The following is a 19,728-nucleotide window of genomic DNA, read 5'->3' as shown; positions in this document are numbered from 1 at the left end:
TTAAGGCAGATCGATGGGTGGCGCGGAGATTCGATCGGGCGATCGAAGCGCTCCGCGCTCATACCAGCCCTTGCTTCGATTCACGATCCAGACGACGCTCAGCATTACCGGAACTTCAATCAGGACCCCGACGACCGTGGCGAGCGCGGCGCCAGAATCAAAGCCAAACAGGCTGATCGCCGCCGCGACCGCGAGTTCGAAGAAATTGCTTGCGCCGATCAAGGCGGAGGGGCCGGCGACGCAATGCGCCTCTCCCGCCGCCCGATTGAGCAGATAGGCGAGCCCGGCGTTGAAATAGACCTGGATCAGAATCGGCGCCGCGAGCATGGCGATGATCGCCGGCTGCCGGATGATCTGCTCTCCCTGAAAACCAAAGAGCAGGACGAGCGTTGCGAGCAGCGCGATAAGCGACGCCGGGCCGACATGCGCGAGCAACTGTGCGAGACGCTTTTCGCCGCCCGCCGCAAGCAGCCGTTTGCGCATGATCTGAGCGGCGATCACCGGAACGACGATATAAAGGACGACCGACAGGAACAGCGTGTCCCAAGGCACGACGATCGACGACAGTCCAAGCAGCAACCCCACGATTGGCGCGAAGGCGACGATCATGATCGCGTCATTGAGCGCGACCTGGCTCAAGGTGAAATGCGGCTCGCCCTTGGTGAGATTCGACCAAACGAACACCATCGCGGTGCAAGGCGCCGCCGCCAGCAGGATGAGGCCGGCGATATAGGAATCGATCTGGTCCGCCGGCAGATAGGGTCGAAACAGATAGCCGATGAAGACCCATCCGAGCAGCGCCATCGAAAAAGGCTTCACCGCCCAATTGATGACAAGCGTCACGCCGATGCCGCGCCAGTGACGCCCGACTTCGGCAAGCGCGGCGAAGTCGATTTTCATCAGCATCGGCGTGATCATCAGCCAGATCAGCGCGGCGACCGGCAAATTGACCTTTGCGATTTCGATCGCGCCGATCGCGCGAAACACGCCCGGAACGAAATGGCCGAGCGCGACTCCTGCGATAATGCAGAGCCCGACCCAGAGCGAAAGATAACGTTCGAAAGTGGTCATGGCTTAGTCCGCTATGGCGTTCGGCGGCGTTGCGCCTTCCATCTCGCCGATCTCGCGCAGACGCTTGCTGAGCGCGAGTCGGTCAAGACGATGCAATGGAATCGCGCAGAACTGATCGACCCGGTTGCGCAGATAGCGGAAGGCGGTGGCGAAGGCGCGCTGCTTCTCTATGTCGGTGCCTTCCACCGCCGCCGGGTCTTCGATCCCCCAATGTGCGGTCATTGGCTGACCGGGCCAGGCCGGGCAGATTTCGCCGGCCGCGCTGTCGCAGACGGTGAAGACGAAATCCATGCGCGGCGCGTCCGATCCGGCGAACTCGTCCCAGCTCTTTGAGCGAAAGCCCTCAGCAGGAAGGCCCATCGTTTCCAGCGTTGTCAGCGCGTAAGGATTCACCGCTCCCTTGGGGTGGCTGCCGGCGGAATAGGCGTTAAACCGGCCGCCGCCGCGCGCGCGCAGCAGCGCCTCGGCCATGATCGAACGCGCGCTGTTGCCGGTACAGAGAAACAGCACGTTATAAATCCTGTCTGTCATTGGTCAGACTCGCATTTGATGGGTGAAACCCAGTCGGCGGGCGCGCATGCCGTTCCGCCGCAACAGTCTTCGGCGAGAAAGCGCGCCAGCGCATTGAGCCGCGAAAGGTTGGCCCGATAGACGATGCGGCGGCCGCTGCGCGCGCTGACCACGAGCCTGGCCTGCGACAGGACGTTGAGATGCGCCGAAAGCGTGTTCTGCGGCACGCAGAGCGCGCGGGCGACGTCCCCGGCCGGCAGACCTTCGGGCTCATGCCGCACGAGCAGTCGGAACGCCTCGAGCCGCGTGGGCTGCGAAAGCGCCGCGAGGCAGCCGAGGGCCGTTTCGATTTCCATAAATCCAGATATATCGAAATAAATGACGGCGCAATGACAGCGCGTCGCTGACGGCTGCGCTTCAGGCGCATTGTTGCGCGCCCGCTGCTCTGTTACCCATTTCGAACGTCAAGGAGCGCTTTGCATGACCCGCCGTCCGATCGTCGCCGGAAACTGGAAAATGCACGGGCTGCGCGCCTCGCTTGCCGAGATCGAGGCGATGGGCGCCGCCTATGACCAAGCGCTTCGCGCGCGCGCCGAGCTGATCGTCTGCCCGCCGGCCACGCTGATCGCGCTCGCCAGCGACATTGCGGTGCGCGGCGGCTTGGGACTTGGCGGGCAGGACTGCCATGCTGCGTCAGGGGGCGCCCACACGGGCGATATTTCCGCCGAGATGCTCAAAGACGCCGGCGCTTCATGCGTCATCGTCGGCCACAGTGAACGCCGTTCGGATCACGGCGAGACCGATGCGGACGTGCAGGCGAAGGCGGCGGCGGCCCTGCGCGCCGGGCTCACGCCGATCATCTGCGTCGGCGAGACGCGCGCCGAGCGCGAGGCTGGCGACGCGCTGTCGGTGGTCGGCGCGCAAATTGAGGGATCGCTCCCCGCCGACGCGCCGGGTCATATTGTCGTGGCCTATGAACCGGTCTGGGCGATCGGCACGGGCTTGACGCCGACGGCCAAGGACGTCGCCGAGATGCACGCCTTCGCGCGCGAGCGGATTGAGACCCGGCTCGGCGGCGGCAAAAGTGCGGACGTGCGCATTCTCTATGGCGGCTCGGTCAAGCCGTCGAACGCGCGTGAGTTGCTGTGCGTCGCTAATGTCGATGGCGCGCTCGTCGGCGGCGCGAGCCTCACCGCCAAGGATTTCATCGGCGTTGCGAAGGCTTATTGCTGAGCGAAGCTGGACAATCGGACTAAGGCCGATAAAGTCGTTCTGTTGGAGGAGCCCGGCGCTCTCAAAATTGATTGGATGAAGGGACATACCATGGACCCGAACGATTTCGGCGCCATTGGGATCGTCGAAGACGATCACGACTATCCCGGCTCACGATTCAGCGAGGTTCGCGACGCGGTTTTCGCCAATCCCTATCAAAGGGTCTGGGGCGCGTCAGGAGAGCCGCCACTCCCCTTCGTGATGCCGAGTTTTCTCGACATGTTGCGTATGCTGTGGAAGGGGAGGCACTTCCTGACGGAGGCCGCCCAGCGATCAGTCGACGCGCGCAGCGATCTGAGGTGGGGGCCTGACAAAAAAGGCTTCAGACGCATCGTCCATCCCTGGGGAGTCGTTCTGACCGGACTTTGGGAAATCACCGAAGACAGCGGCTATACTGGCTATTTCCAGAAGGGCAGCAGGGCGCTTATTGTCGCGCGCTATTCGAACGGCGGGGCCGTGCAGCGCGGCAAGCCGCGTGGACAGGGGCTCGCCGGCAAGCTCTTCCCGACAACCGACCCCAACCATCAAGCGCCGTTGCAGACGGCGAATTTCTTCACGGTCGACGATATCGTCGGCGCGTCGACGCGCCACATCAACGATGTCGAATTCGTCAATGCGCCGAACGTCACGCTTTCGAACGATTGGCCGACGTCGCCGATCATCATGGCCGCGGGCGTCGTATTCACCATCATCGATACGAACGCCACCGAGCGCCAGCTCCATGAAATCGCCGAACTCGGCAAGCCGCGCAACCTTCCGACGCGCGCGCCGCGCTTCATGCGCTTGAGGCTTGCGCCTAACCATCCGCGAATTGAAGGAGAGGGACTGGATTCGCGCGATGAATTGCTGGCGATGATGTTCGACAAGGGCGATCCGACCCCCAAGCGCAAAATTGTCTTGACCATCGAAGTCACCGACCATGGCGAAGTGACTGGCCGACCCGGCTTCAAAAAGGGCGCGTTCCGTGAATGGCGAAGGATCGGCGCGATCACCTTCGATAACGCCGTCGCCTCCTATAACGGCGATCGCGTCCTGCATTTCCACCATCCCTATTGGCGAAAAGATCGCAACGATCCCGCGACACAGGTCCGGCCGGGGTCACGGAGCAGCGAAGTGGAAAAGGCCGAGGCTCTGTAGGCTTGCCGCTTCGCGGGACGCCCGATATAAGCGCGACGCCTACCATACTCAAACGATGAGGCGATGCGCTCCAATGGCGATCGAACGCACTTTTTCCATCATTAAGCCTGACGCAACGAAGCGCAATCTCACCGGCAAGATCAATGCGCTGATCGAAGACGCGGGCCTGCGCGTCATCGCCCAAAAACGCATCCGCATGACCCGCGAGCAGGCGGAAGCCTTTTACGCCGTGCACAAGGAGCGCCCGTTTTTCGGCGAACTCGTCGACTTCATGATTTCCGAACCTGTCGTCGTGCAGGTGCTCGAAGGCGAAAACGCCATTGCGCGCTACCGTGAAGTCATGGGCGCGACCAATCCGGCGAACGCCGCGCCGGGAACAATCCGCAAGGAACATGCGCTGAGCGTCGGCGAGAATTCGGTGCATGGCTCCGACGCGCCGGAAACCGCCGCCGTCGAAATCGCGCAGTTCTTCTCCGGCAACGAAATCGTCGGCTAAGCGGGCGGGTCATGCCCGCGCTGGTCGTGAGCATCCACCCTTGGACGGCGTGGATGGCCCGGGCCAAGCCGGGCCATGAACGCTCGCGGGGAAATTAGGCCGCCGCGCTCTCAGGAAAATATGTTCGCATCATCCTGTCGCGATAGGCCACGAGATTGGCTTTCGCGAGCGCCGCGTCTCGAATGGCGCTCTCCGCCATCGGCGATAAGACCGACGCCACAAAGGCGAAAACCGTAGCGTCGGCGCCGCAGGACTCGTCACCGAATAGGTACGGCTTATCGCCGATCAGCGTCGACAGCGCCTCAATATCACGCACGCCGAGCGCGTCGACTTCGGCTGGGCTGTGACGGCCCATGCCTTGGGCCCATAGCGATTTGGCGATCCTGCGACGAATGAACCATTTCGCCAGCGGGCGCGCGACGGCGGGCACGCTCTCGAAAAAACGCGCCGCACCGCGTTCGAAATTTGCGTCATCCATCCAGCGCATACGAACGATGATCCAATAGAGATGCTCTTCGCACATTTTCTCGACGCACCAGCCGACGGCCTCTTGTTCGTCGGATAGATGTGCGTCGAAGTCCTTTCCGTATTTCTGTTCGATATGAAAGCGGATGAAGGTCGAGTCGGCGACGATGTCGCCATCGTCGTTGATATAGGGCTGTTTGCCCTTTGGCGCTTTTGAAAACCCGTTGCGGTCTTCGACATAGTCGAGCCCCGCCATCTTCAGAAGAACCATCGCCTTCGTCACGAATGGCGATGCGTCCGGCAGGCCGGCGGCGGGACGAAAGCAATAGAGCGTGATCGTCATGAAATCCTCCTTGGCGCCGCCGCGGCGTCAGGAACGATAAGCGCCGTCTCATGCGGCGCAAGCGCGCCGAGCACGCGATTGCCCTCGATCCGCAGGGCGCCTGACGCGACCAGCCGCAGCGCCATCGGATAGACGACATGCTCCTGGGCGAGCACGCGCGCGGCGAGCGTTTCTGGCGTGTCGTCGTCGAGCACCGGCACGGCCACTTGCGCCACGATCGGACCTTCGTCCATTTCGGGCACGACAAAATGCACGGTGGCGCCGTGAATCTTCACGCCGTCGGCGAGCGCCCGCTCATGCGTGTCGAGGCCGCGGTAGGCGGGCAGCAGGGCAGGGTGGATGTTCAGCATTCGCCCGCGCCACTGTTTGATGAACCAGGGCGTGAAGAGCCGCATGAAGCCGGCAAGGCAGATGAATTCGATGCGATAGGTTTCGAGCGCGATTTGCAGCGAGCGCTCGAATTCTTCGCGGCCCGCGTAGATCTTGTGATCGACCGCAGCCGTGGCGACGCCCGCGGCCTTCGCTTTGGCGAGGCCGGGCGCATCGGGGCGGTTCGAGAGCACGAGCGCAATGTCAGCCGGAAAGCTCGGGTCTTTGGACGCCGCGATCAGCGCGTCCATGTTTGACCCGCGCCCGGAAATGAGAATTGCGGTGCGCAACCGCGTCACAACGCCAGAGTCCCTTGGGTAACGACTCGCTCGGCGCCGTCCGTCTCGATGACCTGGCCAATGCGCACAGGCTTCTCTCCTACGGCGCGCAACGCAGCTTCCACCTCGCTGGCGGCGGGCGCAGACGCGACGACAACCATGCCGATTCCGCAGTTGAAGGTGCGCAGCATCTCGCCTTGGGCGATTTCTCCCGTTTGCGCCAGCCAATGGAAAACCGGCGGGACGTCGAAAGCCGACAGATCGAGCGCCACGCCAAGCCCGCTCGGCAGCACGCGCGGCAGATTGTCGGGAAATCCGCCGCCGGTGATGTGGGCGAGGGCGACGATATGCGGCGTCGCCTTTAGGGCGGCGAGGAGCGGCTTCACGTAGATGTGCGTCGGCGTCAACAGCGCCTTGGCGAGATTGAGGTCACGGGCGAAAGGCGCCGTGGCGCTCCACGCCAGTCCGGCGCGCTTCACAATGCTGCGCACGAGCGAAAAGCCGTTGGAGTGGACGCCGGAGGAGGGAAGGCCAAAGACGACGTCGCCTGCGCAGACGTCGCGGGGCAGGAGACGATTGCGCTCGGCTGCGCCGACCGCGAATCCGGCGAGATCATAGTCGCCGCGCGCGTAGAGGCCGGGCATTTCCGCGGTCTCTCCGCCGAGCAATGCGCAGCCTGCCTCGACGCATCCGGCGGCGATGCCCTTCACCACCGCCGCGGCGGCTGTAGGGTCGAGCTTTCCGGTTGCATAATAATCGAGAAAGAACAGCGGCTCGGCGCCTTGAACGACGAGGTCGTTGACGCACATGGCGACGAGATCGATTCCGATTGTGTCGTTGAGACCGGATTCGATCGCGATCTTCACCTTGGTACCGACGCCGTCATTGGCTGCAACGAGCACAGGATCGGAAAATCCCGCCGCCTTGAGGTCGAACACGCCGCCAAAACCGCCAATCTCGCCGTCGGCGCCGGAGCGGCGAGTCGAGCGGACCGCGGGACGGATCATGTCGACGAGCCGGTTGCCTGCGTCGATGTCGACGCCGGCTTCTGCGTAGGTAAGGCCCGGAACTCTCTGTTGCATTTCATCCTTCGCGCAGTGGGCGCCGGCGGTTAGATGGGCGCAAGCCGCGGGTGCTGTCAAATCCGCTTGGAAAGGCTACGCTGTTGTGCGTTTGCACAATTTTTTTCGTGGCGCGTCATGTTGAATGCCGCTGCAAAGGAGTGGCGCCATGAAGTTCCGTTTCACTATTGACGATATCGCGGCCGCCCGAGACGCGGGCGCCATTGACGCCGTGACATTCGAGCGGCTGTCGCAATTTTTGGCGTCGCGACAAGCTGCGGTCGCGGAGGCGACGTCCCAGACGCCGCGCTATGACGTCGTCAATCTGCTTTGGTATGCCGGCGCGCTGATCGTGCTCACCGCCATGGGCATGTTCTCAACAACGGCTTTCGGCCTCTGGGGCGACAAGGCGCTGCTCGCCACGGCGATCGTCTATGCCGTCCTGTTCGCCTTGGCCGGCGCCTATCTGTGGCGCAAACGCGATCTGCACACGCCGGGTGGCTTACTCATCGCCTGCGCGGTCGGCATGACGCCGCTCGCGATCTTCGCGCTGCAATCCATGTTCGGCGTCAACCCGGCGGGGGAGGCGCGTCCCTATGGCGACTTTTACGTCTGGATCAAATCGAGCTGGCTTCCGATGGAGCTGGGAACGATCGCTGCGGCCTGCGTCGCCCTGCTCGCCTTCCCTTTCCCATTCCTTGTCATGATCATCGCCTTTTCGCTGTGGTTCATGTCGATGGATCTGACGCCCTGGCTGATGGGCGTCCAAGAATTTTCATGGGATCAGCGCGCGAGCGTGAGCATGTATTTCGGCCTCGCCGTGCTTGCCGCCGCATGGCTCGTCGATCTTAAGCGCTGGCGCAGCGGCGATTTCGCCTTCTGGCTGCATCTTTTCGGACTGATGGCTTTTTGGGGCGGTCTGACGGCGCAGCACAGCGGCGACGAACTGGGCAAGGCGCTCTACTGCGCGATCAACGTCATGCTGATTTTCCTGTCGGTGTTCCTGATGCGCCGGGCCTATGCCGTGTTCGGCGCGGTCGGGGTCACGATCTATCTTGGCTATCTCGCCAGCAGCGTTTTCCAGGATTCGATCCTCTTCCCCTTCGCGCTCTCGGGGATCGGCGTTCTGCTGATCGTCTTCGGGCTCATGTTCCATCGCCATGGCGCGGCCATCGGCGCGGAGATCGGCGAACTGCTGCCGGCGCATTTGCGCGGACTCCGCCCGGCCCATGCGCGCGAGCCAGGGTAAGCATGGGCGGAGCCCCCTGCGACGTGGACGGCAGGCCAAGGATTGATTGCGCTTTAGGCGGATGCGGACTATATAGGCGGAATCCCAACATGTACGGTCGTTCTGTGGGTCGCTGGCGCCGAGTGGCGCGGCGCCGGACGCCGCTGCTGTGTCTCGATCGAGGAGTTTCCAGGATGGGCAACGCCCCGTTGATGCCGAAGGCCACGGCCGTTTGGCTCGTCGAAAATACGTCGCTGACGTTCGACCAGATCGCCGATTTCTGCAAATTGCATCCGCTCGAAGTGAAAGGCATTGCCGACGGCGAGGTCGCGGCCGGCATTCGCGGGCACGATCCGATCACCTCCGGGCAGCTCACGCGTGAGGAAATCGAGAAAGGCGAGAGAAACCCTGACAATCGCCTCCATCTCTCCGTCTCGAAAGTGGTCGTGCCGGAGGTCAAGAAGGCGCGCGGTCCCCGCTATACGCCGCTTTCGCGCCGCCAGGATCGTCCGAACGCCATTTTGTGGCTCGTGCGCAATCACCCCGAGCTGAAGGACGCCCAGATCATGCGTCTTGTCGGCACCACAAAGACGACGCTGAAGGCGATCCGCGAACGCACGCACTGGAACTCTGCCGCGCTGACGCCGATGGACCCAGTGACGCTCGGACTTTGCTCGCAAATCGAGCTCGACTTTGAGGTCAACCGCGCGGCCAAGGACAAGCCGGCGGTCGAGGATCATGGACAGACGCTGGTGCCGGCGAGCGTCACCACCAGTCCGCGGGTCGAGCCGACGACGACCGAGGATGTCTTCGGCAAGGCCAAACCGGCGGCGGCGCCGGACGAGGAAGACAATTTCGACGCCGACCGGGTGTTCAGGCGGCTGAAAGACGTCGATTTCGGCGAATAGCGCTGGGCTGAAACGCGGACCGATTGATCAACCTCCTGCTCGCGCGTATCCTTTGGGTTGTGACGTCTTCCGCGCTTGCATTCGACCGGCTCGCGTATGTCGATCGCCTCAGAAATGGGGGCGCCAGCCGCGAATCTTCGCGTCGAAATTCTTCGCTGGCTCAACGTGACGCAAATCGCGCTCGCGGGTTCTTGTCTTCGCGGCGATTAAATTCGTTCGTTAACCGGCGCGCGGCGCCCTTTCGGATCATGGACTCGCCGGATGACCGATTCGCCTTATGATCGCGACCTCGAACGAAATCCCGCGAATTTTCAGCCGCTGACGCCAATCACCTTCCTGGAGCGGGCGGCGGCCGTCTTTCCCGAACGCATCGCGATCGTTCACGGCGCGCTGCGACGCAATTACCGGGACTTTTATGCGCGCAGCCTTCGGCTCGCTAGCGCGCTCGAAAAGGCCGGCCTTGGCCGTGGCGACACCATTTCCGTCATGCTGGCCAACACGCCGGCGATGCTCGAATGCCATTACGGCGTTCCGATGATGGGCGGCGTGCTGAACACGCTGAATACGCGGCTCGACGCTGCAATCCTGGCCTTCACGCTGGACCATGCCGAGGCGAAGGCGCTGATCGTCGATCGGGAGTTCTCGGGCGTCATTCGCGAGGCGCTTTCGCTTGCGAAGGCGAGGCCCTTGATCATCGACTACCACGATCGCGAATATGACGGGCCCGGCGAGCCGCTGGGCTCCGTCGACTATGAGGACTTCCTGCTATCGGGCAACGCCGATTATCAATGGTCGCTGCCGCGCGATGAATGGGACGCGATCTCGCTCAATTACACGTCCGGCACGACGGGCGATCCGAAAGGGGTCGTCTACCATCATCGCGGCGCCTATCTGACCGCGCTCGGCAATGTGCTCACCGGCGACATGGACCGACATCCGGTCTATCTGTGGACGCTGCCGATGTTCCATTGCAACGGCTGGTGCTTCCCCTGGTCGATATCGGTCAACGCCGGCATGCATGTCTGCCTTCGGCAGGTGCGCGCCGGCCATATCTACGAACTGATGGCCGAGCACGGCGTCACGCATCTCTGCGGCGCGCCCATCGTCATGTCGACGCTGCTCAACGCCAGCGAATCGGAAAAGAGGCCGCTGAAGCGGACCGCGCGCTTCTTCACCGCCGCTGCCCCGCCGCCGCAGGCGGTGCTCGCGGGCATGAAGGCCGCCGGCTTCGAAGTTACGCATCTTTACGGATTGACCGAGACCTACGGTCCTGCCGCCGTCAACGAATGGCAGGACGACTGGGATTCGCTTGATGGCGGCGCGCAGGCACAGCTGAAGGCGCGTCAAGGCGTGCGTTATCTCGTTCTCGAAGATCTCGACGTCATCGACCCCGATACGATGCTGCCGGTGCCGCGCGACGGCGCAACGATGGGCGAAGTCATGTTTCGCGGCAACGTGGTCATGAAGGGCTATCTGAAAAATAAGGCCGCCTCGGACGCGGCCTTTAACGGCGGCTGGTTTCATTCAGGCGATTTGGGCGTGCGTCATCCCGACGGCTATATCCAGCTGAAGGACCGGTCGAAGGACATCATCATCTCGGGCGGCGAGAATATCTCCTCGATCGAGGTCGAGGACGCGCTGTTTCGCCACCCCAAGGTTCGCGCCGCGGCGGTTGTCGCCGCCCCCGATGACAAATGGGGCGAAACGCCTTGCGCCTTCGTCGAGCTGAAGGATGGCGAAGCGGTGACGGCGGAGGAGCTGATTGACTGGGCGCGTCAGCACTTGGCGCATTTCAAATGCCCCCGCCACGTGGTCTTTTGCGAGCTGCCGAAGACCTCGACGGGCAAAATACGCAAATATGTTCTGCGCGAACGCGCGCGAGAAATCTGGCCGGCGCGAGCGACTACGGCGTCACTTTAAAAAACCCTGAAAGATTGACGCCGAAGCTCCAAAAGGCGTCCAAAACAAAAAAGCCAGCAGTCTTCAAGACTGCCGGCTTCGCGTCGAGGGCGGAAGGCCGAAACTTTCCGCGCCTCGCTAATCTCGCTAAATTAGAAGAACAGGCCGAGGCAGCCGCCCGCGAGACCGCCGACGACAGCAGCCGCGACCGTGTTCGCGATGCCGCCAAGCGCGACAGAAGCGAGACCGCCGAGAATGACCGCGCCGATGCCAGCAAAAACGTAGGTGTTCGTGGTGATTTCGAGTTCTTTCTGAGCCATTGTTCTTCACTCCTCTTATTTTCGTTCCCTGAGTCGCGCCTTGTTCGCCGGCGAGTTCTCATCACAAAAGGGCGCGTCATTTCGACGCAGGCGGAGGTTAGCATAAGTTGGCGCTGAGTCAATCAAACATGCGGTAGGAAGTTGCTTATGTAATTATATGATATATAACCATATTCTATGGACGATAGCGTTTTCGCGTTTCGATGAGCAAACCAAATTTCGGTTTCACCGCCGTTTCGTGACCGCGCTTCGGTCGACGCGCCACCCGCCAAATTCGTTTTCGTCGAAGACGGACGCTATACCCGCTGCCGATGACCAAAAAGAACGCTGACGTCGACTCCGCCGATCCTGTGGCTCGCAAACCCGATCGCGGTCTCAAGGCCACTCTCGCTCCGCTTCGGCCCCTGCTGCCATACGCGCTGCGCTACAAGCGAACGATCGTTTTCGCCTTCATCGCGCTGCTCATGGCCGCGGGCGCGACTCTTACCTTGCCGCTCGCCGTGCGCGGAATGATCGATCACGGCTTTTCTTCTGATAGCGCCGGCGTGGTGAACGCTTATTTCGGGGCGATGATCGCGGTCGCCGCGACCCTCGCGATGGCTTCCGCCACCCGCTATTATTTCGTCATGACGCTGGGCGAGCGCGTCGTCGCCGATCTGCGCGCCGCCCTCTTCAAACATCTCACGACACTCGACGCGTCCTTCTATGACACGGCGAAAACGGGCGAGCTTCTTTCGCGGCTCACAGCGGATACGACGCAGCTGAAATCCGCCTTCGGCTCGTCGGCGTCGGTCGCGTTGCGCAATCTCTTCATGTTCTTCGGGGCGATCGTGATGATGGTCGCAACGAGTCCCAAGCTTGCAGGCCTTGCGCTCGCGGCAATCCCGATCATCGTTCTGCCGCTCATCGCTTCCGGCCGCGCGGTGCGCCGCCGTTCGCGCCACGCGCAGGACACGCTGGCGCAGGCTTCAGCCTATGCCGGCGAAAACCTCTCGGCCGTGCGCGCGATGCAGGCCAACGGCGCGCAGGCCTATACGACCGGGCGATTCGCGCGCGCGGTCGAAGCCGCCTACGACGCCGCGCAGGCCGCGACGCTGCTTCGCGCCCTCGTGACCGCGGGAGCCATTCTCGTTGTCTTCACCAGCGTGGTCGGCGTTTTGTGGCTCGGCGCGCAGGATGTGCTCGCCGGTCGCATGACGTCGGGGGTTCTGTCGCAATTCGTCCTTTACGCGGTGCTCGGCGCGAGTTCATTGGGCGAGCTCTCGCAGACGTGGAGCGAACTCTCCGCCGCGGCCGGCGCGGCAGGTCGCATCGCTGATATTCTCGCCATTCACCCGCGGATCGTCGCGCCGCCGCAGCCGGTTCCGCCGCCGGCGCGCTGGAAAGGACGCATCGCCTTCGATCATGTGCGCTTCGCCTATCAGACCTCGCCGAACAGGCTGGCCTTGCAAAATTTCTCGCTCGTCGTTGAGCCTGGCGAGCGAGTCGCGCTTGTCGGACCTTCGGGCGCGGGCAAATCGACGATCTTTGCGCTGCTCCTTCGCTTCTACGACGTCGACTCCGGCGCCATCAGTCTTGACGGCGTCGACCTGCGCGACCTCGATCCGGCTGCGCTGCGCAGGGCGGTCGCGCTTGCGCCGCAAGACCCGGTGATCTTCGGGCTTTCGGTGGCTGAAAATATCGCCTACGGCCGCGAGCAGGCGTCGAGCGAAGAAATCGTCGCCGCGGCGAAACGCGCCCAGGCGCATAATTTCATCATGGCGCTGCCGATGGGCTACGACACGCTGCTCGGCGAGCGCGGCATAACCCTCTCGGGCGGCCAGCGCCAGCGTCTCGCCATCGCGCGCGCGATATTGGCCGACGCGCCGGTGCTGCTTCTCGACGAGGCGACATCGGCGCTCGACGCCGAGAATGAGGCGCTGGTGCAGGCGGCGCTGCATGACGTGATGCAGGGGCGCACGAGCCTCGTGATCGCGCACCGGCTCGCGACCGTGCTTGAAGCCGATCGTATCATTGTCATCGATGAAGGCCGTATCGTAGAGCAGGGCACCCATGCGAGCCTGAGCGCCGCCGGCGGCCTTTATGCGCGGCTGGCGAAACTCCAGTTCGACACCGACCGCGCCGGCGCCGCCGCCTGAGGACGGGCGTTGAGCGGGCTGAAACCGACGAACGCCAGACGCTCAACCGAGATCATACGTCGCGGAGGCGACGCTGCGCCGAAGCTGCGGCGGCGGCTCAGAATCGTCGAAGTCTCCAAATACTTTGGTGCGCAACAGCGACCCGAGATATTTCACATATTCCTTGCCGATGAAGCGTGCGACGCGGAGATTGCTGGCCCAGTCCGCGACATCGATATGCTCGCTGACGACCGGAAACGGATAGAGCTCGACATCTGGCAAGACGGCCGCGATTTCGACCAGAGCGCGCGGCATATGGTAGTTCGAGGTGACGACAATGAGCGTTCGGGTAATGTTGTGCTGGCGCGCCCAATCACGCGTTTCCTTGGCGTTTCCAGTGGTATCGAGCGCCTGGTAGCCGAGATCGACGCAGCATTCGAAAAGCTCGCGCGACACCGGCAAAATTTTGGCGATCACGGCGCTGCGTGTGGCGCGATTGACGCCGGTAATGAGCATACGGCGCGCCTGTCCGCTCGCAAGCAGGGTCGCTGCATCGAGCACCCGATCCGAGCCGCCGGTCAGCGCGACGACACCTTCCGCCTGCACCGGAACGGCGAATTCCTCGCGCGGCAGCGACAGCGCGAAGCCGGCAAAACCGAAGAGAAACGCCGCGCCGAGAAACGCGCCGCCGGCGCAGACTGCGCAGGCGATCTTGCGGATGGCGCACCACCCAATCTTCACTCCCTGGGGCGCGGGGGTCGTCAATATTGGAATCCTTCGCCCATCCTTCGAACGCGCGAAGCGCGATTCTCATGCGAATATAGGCTGATTTTGGCGCCGATGTTATTGGCGCCGGCAGTTTCGGGATGCCTAATTTAACCGAGATGCCGCAGGTGGCGCAGCACGATGAACTGCGACAGATATCCGGTCAATGCGGCGACCCCGCCCGCGAGCAGCAAAATCACGACGATTCCGCTTGGACTAAGCGAAAAATCGCCGAACATTGCTTCCATCTGCTCGCCGCCGCCCGTCGCGCGCCATCGCTGCGCCAGAAACTGCGCCAGCAGGAAAAAGGCGATCGCGCCGCCTCCGCCGATCAGCGCGCCGCGGAACCCCAGCGCCATGAAGCGACGCTGAAACTCCCGAGCTATGAAAGCGTCGGCGGCTCCGACCATATGCAGCACTTCGACGATCTCGCGATTGGTCGCGACTGCGGCTCGGGTCGCTGACGCCACGGCGACGGCCATGGCCGCAAGAATCAAGATGAAGATCAGGGCGGCGGCCGCCACGGCGGCGCGCGCCATGTCGCCAAGACGCTCGATAAACACATGGTGATCGTCGAGCACGGCGTTGGGAACGACGCGCTCGAGCTCCATGCGCAACCTCTCGAAATCAGCGCGACTTTCGGATTCGAGCTTCAAGACGATCATGCGGGGCGTCGGGAGTTCGGAGAGGTCCAGTCCCTCGCCGAGCCAGGGCGTCAGCAACGCCGCTGATTCGGACTGGGCGTAGATTCTCGCTTCTCGGACGCCGGGCGTCCGCCGCATCGCCTCCGCCGCAGCGGCGACGTCGGCCTCAATGTCGCGGCCTGGGCCCGGACGCACCTGCACCGTCGCTTCGCGCGCAATATCGCCGCGCCATTCCACGCTGGCGTCGGCGACGAGAATGGCGACATTGGCGGCGAGCGCCGCGAGAAACGTCATGATCGCAATGACGATGACGAGCGAACGGCCGGGGACGGAATCCGCAGGCACCAGCGCGTTTTGCGCCGGAAATTCTTCGACGTCGGCGTCGATGTCCGAAGCAGTTTGGCGGGTCGAGGACCAAAATCGCATCACGGCCATCGTCCGCTCATTCGAAAATGTGAAGCCGGCCGTCGGCAAGGACGAGACGTCGCGCTTCCTCATACTGATCCATCAAGGTCAGGTCATGGGTTGCGATGATGACGGCGGTGCCAGCTTTGTGAAGCTCGACGAACAGGCGCAGGATCCGCCGCGCGAGCGTCGGGTCGACGTTGCCTGTCGGTTCGTCCGCAAGCAGCAGTTTGGGCTGCGAAATCAGCGCGCGGGCAATTGCGGCGCGCTGCTTTTCGCCGCCCGAAAGGATTGTCGGGCACGCATGCGCGCGTTCGCCGAGGCCGACCCAGCGCAGGAGTTCGGTCACTTCGGCGCGATAGGTCGATTCTTCGCGGCCGAGCACGCGCAACGGCAGGGCGACGTTTTCGTAAAGCGTCAGATGGTCCAGTAGCCGGAAATCCTGGAAGACGACGCCGAGCCCGCGGCGCGTTTCGGCGACTTGCTCATTGCTGAGCGCCGCCGTGTCCTTGCCGAAAATGTTGATCAATCCGCGCGTCGGCCGCAGCGCCATGATGATCAGGCGCATCAGGGTGGTCTTGCCTGCGCCCGACGGGCCAGTCAGAAACTGGAAAGAACGCGGCGCGATCTGAAAATTGATGTCGCGAAGGGTTTCGGCGCCGACGCCATAACGCAGGCCGACGTTCTCGAAGCTCAACACGAAGCCCTCTCCGCAAAAGATTCCAATGACGCTTGGGACGCATGGCGCGTCGCGAAACAATAGCAGTTCCTGCCTTCTTAGCCACACTCGCCTTGCCGATTGCTTACGCCGAGCCGCTTTGCGGCTTCAAAAGCGCGCGAACCGTTTCGGCGCGCTCGCCGACAGCGTGATTCTCACAGCATTATTCTCAATGACTTCGGGGCTGGCCGCGCGGTCAAGAATCCGCCAACGGCAACATGAAGCTGAAGACGGCGCCGCCGCCCGGATTGGGCTCCGCCCAGATTTTCCCCTTATGCGCTTCGATGATCGAACGCGATATGGAGAGCCCGACGCCGAGACCATGCGGCTTGGTCGTCGCGAATTGCTCGAAGAGCCTGGCTTTGATCGCCTCTGGCACGCCAGGACCGGTGTCGGCGACATCGGCCCGAATGAAATTGCCCTCGACCAGGCGAGTCGAGACCCTCATCTCGCGCCGCTCGCAGTTCTGCATCGCCTCGACGGCGTTACGCTTGAGATTGACGACGACCTGCTGAATCTGAACCTTGTTGATCACGACGAGGTCCGGCGAGGCGGCAAGGTCGATCGTCGTTTTGACATTGTGTTGCTTGGCGAGCGCATCGGTGAACTCGCAAGCGGTTTGGATAACGGCATTCAAATATTGCGGAGACTTCGCCGTCGCTCCCCGGGCGATGAATTGTCGAAGATTGTCCATGATTTGCGAAGCGCGGAAGACCTGCGCGTCGGCGTTGTCCAGCATCTCCGCAACCTTCTCGACGGAAAGGTTTTTCTCCTTTAAGTGGCGGCGGGCGAAATTGAGATAGGCGCCGATCGCCGCCAGCGGCTGCTTGAGTTCATGCGCCAGTCCAGCCGCCATGTTTTCGATCAGATCAAGCCGGTTCGCCTGAAGTTCGTGCACGCCCTGCGCGAAGCGGCCGCGCTGACTGAGATCGCGGATCAAACCGATAAACAGTCGCTTCCCGTCGCAAACGATTTCGCTGAAGCCGAGCTCCATCGGGAAGATCGACCCATTCTTGCGCAAGCCATCGACGCGCCGGCGAACGCTCGGCGCTCCGGGACGCAGATCATCGCGATAGCTGCGGTCCGACTCGGGCGTCAGCATCCCGAAGTCCCGGCCGATGACGTCGTCCGCCGCATAGCCGAACAAGGTCGCCGCTTCGCCGTTTATCGCGCGCACCGCCCCCCGCTCGTCGAGCGCGACGATTCCGTCGAACGCGGCAGCCATCGTCGCGGTGAGGTCGACGCGTCGCTCGCCGTCCGCCGCGTGCGGTGCAAAAGGGGATTCGGGATGGCTGAGGGAACGCATACTTTGCCCCCGGGGCGCTGTCCGCGCTTCTCCCGTCTTGCAGTAGCTAGGCTCTTGGGAAAGAAGGTCAAGCCCTATTGCCACAGGGCGCATTTGCAACCCCCGACAAATAGCCTAAGCAAGCGCCATGTCGCCTCCCCAAGCTCCAGCGCCGCTGCTCTTTTATAACGCCCGGCTGATTGATCCCGCCTCTGGACGGGAGTTGCGGGGCGGCCTCGTGGCGCAAAACGGCGTCATCGCGGAACTCGGCGAGTCCGTAAGACCGGCCGATGCTCCAGACGGCGCGCGCCTCATCGACTGCGCCGGCGAAGTCGTCGCGCCCGGCCTCATCGACATGCAGGCGTTCGTCGGCGAGCCCGGCGCCGAACATCGCGAGACCATCGCGAGCGCAACTCTCGCCGCCGCGGCGGGCGGGGTGACGACGCTGGTCTCGACCGCGGCGACGCTACCGCCCGTCGACGATCCCGCCGTCGTCGATTTCGTCCTGCGCCGCGCGCGCGACACCGGCCGCGTGCGCGTTGCGCCGATGGCGGCGCTTACCAGAGGCCGCGAGGGCAGGGAGATCGCCGAACTTGGCCTGCTCCAGCAAGCCGGCGCCGTGGCGTTCTGCGATGGCGCGCGTTCGGTGAGAAACGCGCTGGCGATGCGCCGGGCGCTGACCTACGCGCGCGATTTTGACGCGCTGGTCATCCATTTCGCCGAAGACCCGGATCTCGGCGCCGGCGTCATGAATGAGGGCGAATTCGCGCATCGGCTTGGCCTCTCCGGCGCGCCGCGGGAATCCGAGGCGATCATGCTCGATCGCGACTTGAGGCTCGTCGCCTTGACGGGCGCGCGCTATCACGCGGCGATCGTGACGACGACCTTGTCGCTCGACGCCCTGAGAAGGGCCAAGGACGCGGGCTTGCCCGTGACCTGCGGAACGTCCATCAACCATTTGACGCTGAACGAGAACGACATCGGCGACTACCGCACGTTTCTCAAGCTGAAGCCGCCGCTGCGCCATGAGGACGAGCGCAAGGCGCTCGTCGCCGCGCTCGGCGAAGGCCTCATCGACGTGATCGTCTCCGATCATGATCCTCAGGACGTGGAAACGAAACGGCTGCCTTTTGCAGAAGCCGAATATGGCGCGATCGGCGTCGAGACGATGCTTGCCGCCGGCCTGCGCCTCGTTCATTCGGGAGACGTGGCGCTTTCCCGCCTGCTCGACGCGATGAGTTCGCGCCCGGCGAAAATTTTGGGGCTGCCGCAGGGACGGCTCGAAAAGGGGGCGCCAGCCGACATTATGCGCTTCGATCCTGACGCACCCTTCGTCGTCGATCCCGCCGCGCTGCATTCGCGCTGCAAGAACACGCCATTCGACGGCGCGCTACTGCAGGGCGTGGTCAGAACGACCGTCGTCGGCGGCGAAATCGTTTACGAAGAATAATCGTCACGCGTCCCTTCGTCGATCGAGGCTGCGCCGCAGCGTTTCCTGAAGATGGCTTTAGCCCATCGCGATCGCGAAGCGGTGACGCGCCTTCAGCGCCTCCATGCTGAGCCAGACCTCAGCTTAAATACAAATAAAATTAGCGATATGTAAGTTAAAGTTCGTCATTAACATGAAGACTTCGAGCGCGCGTAAGATCCTGTCCGGATCGGCGATCGCGATCCCGATGAGCGCCGATTGCGGCGGCGTGTTCATGGGCCGGTGTGGCGACATGCGCCGTCGACGTCGTTCGTGGGAATGTTCGCCGGCGGCTCTTGAGGAATGCGTCAGCTGCATTTATGAACATACGACTGCTTCTAGGAATTAGGAGTATTCTATGAAACCGCTTTTCGCCGCGACCGCCGTTTTCGTCACAATGTCTTTATGTTCAAGCGCCTTCGCGCAGGTCCCGAGCTTTCCTAACGACGCGCCTTACGCCAAGGCGCGCAAAATTCTCTTGAAAAAGGGCTGGAAGCCTGTGCATGAGCCAGAGGCGGGTTTCGTGTGCCAGAAGGACGATCCTCGCTGCACAGGACGCCCAGAGACGGTCTCTTGCGCCGGCACGGGCGCCGCTAATTGCATTTTCCGCTGGAAGCGCAAGGGCGTCGTCATCGACGTCAGCACCGTCGGCGAAACCGCGCCGGTGATTACCGAAGTGACCTGTCACTCCGGATGCAGCTAGTTCCAGCGATTGTTCCTGCGCGGCCGAAGTTTTTGTCGAGATCCTTGGGCTCCAACCCTTCGCCCTTGAAGAATCCCGCCAATAGCCTTAAAGCCTCGCCCCGCCGGGCGCGGGCCCGCGACCATTCGGAACAAGGATCATGGCCAAGGAAAAGTTTTCACGCACGAAGCCGCACTGCAACATTGGGACGATCGGACACGTCGACCATGGCAAGACGTCTTTGACGGCGGCGATCACCAAGGTTCTGGCGGAGACGGGCGGGGCGA

At 62.9% G+C, this 19,728-nt stretch carries 21 protein-coding genes; 10 read left to right on the top strand and 11 right to left on the bottom strand.

Annotated elements, in window-relative coordinates:
• Genes arsB through QZ964_RS04835 form a run of 3 tightly spaced genes read right to left on the bottom strand, consistent with a single transcriptional unit; the run spans position 1 to position 1,937 of the window.
• Positions 1 to 1,071 (bottom strand): ACR3 family arsenite efflux transporter, encoded by a 1,071-nt coding sequence (gene arsB, locus QZ964_RS04845; protein WP_292529339.1) that lies wholly within the window; start codon positions 1,069 to 1,071, stop codon positions 1 to 3.
• A 3-nt stretch (positions 1,072 to 1,074) separates the two neighbouring features.
• Positions 1,075 to 1,602, bottom strand: a complete 528-nt coding sequence (locus QZ964_RS04840) for an arsenate reductase ArsC (protein ID WP_292529336.1) — start codon at positions 1,600 to 1,602, stop codon at positions 1,075 to 1,077.
• Positions 1,599 to 1,937: a helix-turn-helix transcriptional regulator gene (locus QZ964_RS04835; RefSeq protein ID WP_292529332.1), complete on the bottom strand. Its 339-nt coding sequence runs from the start codon at positions 1,935 to 1,937 to the stop codon at positions 1,599 to 1,601. The genes QZ964_RS04840 and QZ964_RS04835 overlap by 4 nt, the downstream gene beginning before the upstream one ends.
• Before the next feature lie 124 nt (positions 1,938 to 2,061).
• Here QZ964_RS04835 and tpiA point away from each other — a divergent pair, with 124 nt between their 5' ends.
• The 3 genes from tpiA (at position 2,062) to ndk (ending at position 4,486) form a co-directional block, all read left to right on the top strand.
• Positions 2,062 to 2,814, top strand: coding sequence for a triose-phosphate isomerase (gene tpiA / locus QZ964_RS04830; RefSeq protein ID WP_292529330.1), 753 nt, complete (start codon positions 2,062 to 2,064; stop codon positions 2,812 to 2,814).
• A gap of 90 nt (positions 2,815 to 2,904) precedes the next feature.
• Positions 2,905 to 3,990 (top strand): hypothetical protein, encoded by a 1,086-nt coding sequence (locus tag QZ964_RS04825; RefSeq protein WP_292529327.1) that lies wholly within the window; start codon positions 2,905 to 2,907, stop codon positions 3,988 to 3,990.
• Positions 3,991 to 4,063: 73 nt separating this feature from the next.
• Complete coding sequence (gene ndk / locus QZ964_RS04820; protein ID WP_292529324.1) at positions 4,064 to 4,486, top strand: nucleoside-diphosphate kinase; 423 nt, start codon at positions 4,064 to 4,066, stop codon at positions 4,484 to 4,486.
• Between the two features lie 94 nt (positions 4,487 to 4,580).
• Here the strand turns inward: ndk and QZ964_RS04815 are convergent, their stop codons facing one another.
• From QZ964_RS04815 to purM, 3 genes are read right to left on the bottom strand one after another with little or no spacing between them, the layout of a single operon-like run.
• Positions 4,581 to 5,294, bottom strand: a complete 714-nt coding sequence (locus tag QZ964_RS04815) for a glutathione S-transferase family protein (protein WP_292529323.1) — start codon at positions 5,292 to 5,294, stop codon at positions 4,581 to 4,583.
• Complete coding sequence (gene purN, locus QZ964_RS04810) at positions 5,291 to 5,962, bottom strand: phosphoribosylglycinamide formyltransferase (protein ID WP_292529322.1); 672 nt, start codon at positions 5,960 to 5,962, stop codon at positions 5,291 to 5,293. The genes QZ964_RS04815 and purN overlap by 4 nt, the downstream gene beginning before the upstream one ends.
• Positions 5,959 to 7,023, bottom strand: a complete 1,065-nt coding sequence (gene purM, locus QZ964_RS04805) for a phosphoribosylformylglycinamidine cyclo-ligase (RefSeq protein WP_292529320.1) — start codon at positions 7,021 to 7,023, stop codon at positions 5,959 to 5,961. Before purM ends, purN begins: the two co-directional genes overlap by 4 nt.
• A gap of 148 nt (positions 7,024 to 7,171) precedes the next feature.
• Here purM and QZ964_RS04800 point away from each other — a divergent pair, with 148 nt between their 5' ends.
• From QZ964_RS04800 to QZ964_RS04790, 3 genes are all read left to right on the top strand, one after another.
• The gene (locus QZ964_RS04800) at positions 7,172 to 8,251 is read left to right on the top strand and encodes a hypothetical protein (RefSeq protein ID WP_292529318.1); all 1,080 of its coding nucleotides are present in this window, start codon (positions 7,172 to 7,174) and stop codon (positions 8,249 to 8,251) included.
• Positions 8,252 to 8,424: 173 nt separating this feature from the next.
• Positions 8,425 to 9,138, top strand: coding sequence for a DUF1013 domain-containing protein (locus QZ964_RS04795; protein WP_292529317.1), 714 nt, complete (start codon positions 8,425 to 8,427; stop codon positions 9,136 to 9,138).
• 261 nt (positions 9,139 to 9,399) lie between these two features.
• A complete protein-coding gene (locus QZ964_RS04790) occupies positions 9,400 to 11,058 on the top strand; it encodes an acyl-CoA synthetase (RefSeq protein WP_292529315.1) in 1,659 nt (552 codons plus the stop codon).
• 131 nt (positions 11,059 to 11,189) lie between these two features.
• Here QZ964_RS04790 and QZ964_RS04785 read toward each other — a convergent pair whose 3' ends face one another.
• Entirely contained in the window at positions 11,190 to 11,357 is a 168-nt protein-coding gene (locus tag QZ964_RS04785) for a hypothetical protein (protein WP_292529314.1), read from the bottom strand.
• Positions 11,358 to 11,668: 311 nt separating this feature from the next.
• Here QZ964_RS04785 and QZ964_RS04780 point away from each other — a divergent pair, with 311 nt between their 5' ends.
• Positions 11,669 to 13,495 carry an ABC transporter transmembrane domain-containing protein gene (locus QZ964_RS04780; RefSeq protein WP_292529312.1) on the top strand — a complete coding sequence of 609 codons (1,827 nt, stop codon included), beginning with the start codon at positions 11,669 to 11,671 and terminating at the stop codon, positions 13,493 to 13,495.
• Positions 13,496 to 13,537: 42 nt separating this feature from the next.
• On the opposite strand, the gene QZ964_RS04775 is transcribed toward QZ964_RS04780, so the two are convergent.
• The 4 genes from QZ964_RS04775 to QZ964_RS04760 form a co-directional block, all read right to left on the bottom strand.
• Complete coding sequence (locus QZ964_RS04775) at positions 13,538 to 14,239, bottom strand: YdcF family protein (RefSeq protein ID WP_292529311.1); 702 nt, start codon at positions 14,237 to 14,239, stop codon at positions 13,538 to 13,540.
• A gap of 110 nt (positions 14,240 to 14,349) precedes the next feature.
• A complete protein-coding gene (locus QZ964_RS04770) occupies positions 14,350 to 15,309 on the bottom strand; it encodes an ABC transporter permease (RefSeq protein WP_292529308.1) in 960 nt (319 codons plus the stop codon).
• A 16-nt stretch (positions 15,310 to 15,325) separates the two neighbouring features.
• Entirely contained in the window at positions 15,326 to 15,988 is a 663-nt protein-coding gene (gene ftsE / locus QZ964_RS04765) for a cell division ATP-binding protein FtsE (RefSeq protein ID WP_292529307.1), read from the bottom strand.
• Positions 15,989 to 16,202: 214 nt separating this feature from the next.
• Positions 16,203 to 17,312 carry an ATP-binding protein gene (locus QZ964_RS04760; protein WP_292529305.1) on the bottom strand — a complete coding sequence of 370 codons (1,110 nt, stop codon included), beginning with the start codon at positions 17,310 to 17,312 and terminating at the stop codon, positions 16,203 to 16,205.
• Between the two features lie 127 nt (positions 17,313 to 17,439).
• Between QZ964_RS04760 and pyrC the strand changes: the two genes are divergently transcribed.
• The 3 genes from pyrC to QZ964_RS04745 all read left to right on the top strand — a co-directional run.
• Entirely contained in the window at positions 17,440 to 18,741 is a 1,302-nt protein-coding gene (gene pyrC / locus QZ964_RS04755; protein ID WP_292529304.1) for a dihydroorotase, read from the top strand.
• A gap of 376 nt (positions 18,742 to 19,117) precedes the next feature.
• Entirely contained in the window at positions 19,118 to 19,462 is a 345-nt protein-coding gene (locus QZ964_RS04750) for a hypothetical protein (protein ID WP_292529302.1), read from the top strand.
• A gap of 139 nt (positions 19,463 to 19,601) precedes the next feature.
• A partial coding sequence (locus QZ964_RS04745) for a GTP-binding protein (protein ID WP_237155033.1) occupies positions 19,602 to 19,728 on the top strand: 127 nt, incomplete at its 3' end.

It is taken from the genome of Methylocystis sp., assembly GCF_021731785.1.
Lineage (GTDB): Bacteria > Pseudomonadota > Alphaproteobacteria > Rhizobiales > Beijerinckiaceae > Methylocystis.
Note: the sequence above shows the minus strand (reverse complement) of the source record. Positions and strands in the feature narration are given on the sequence as shown.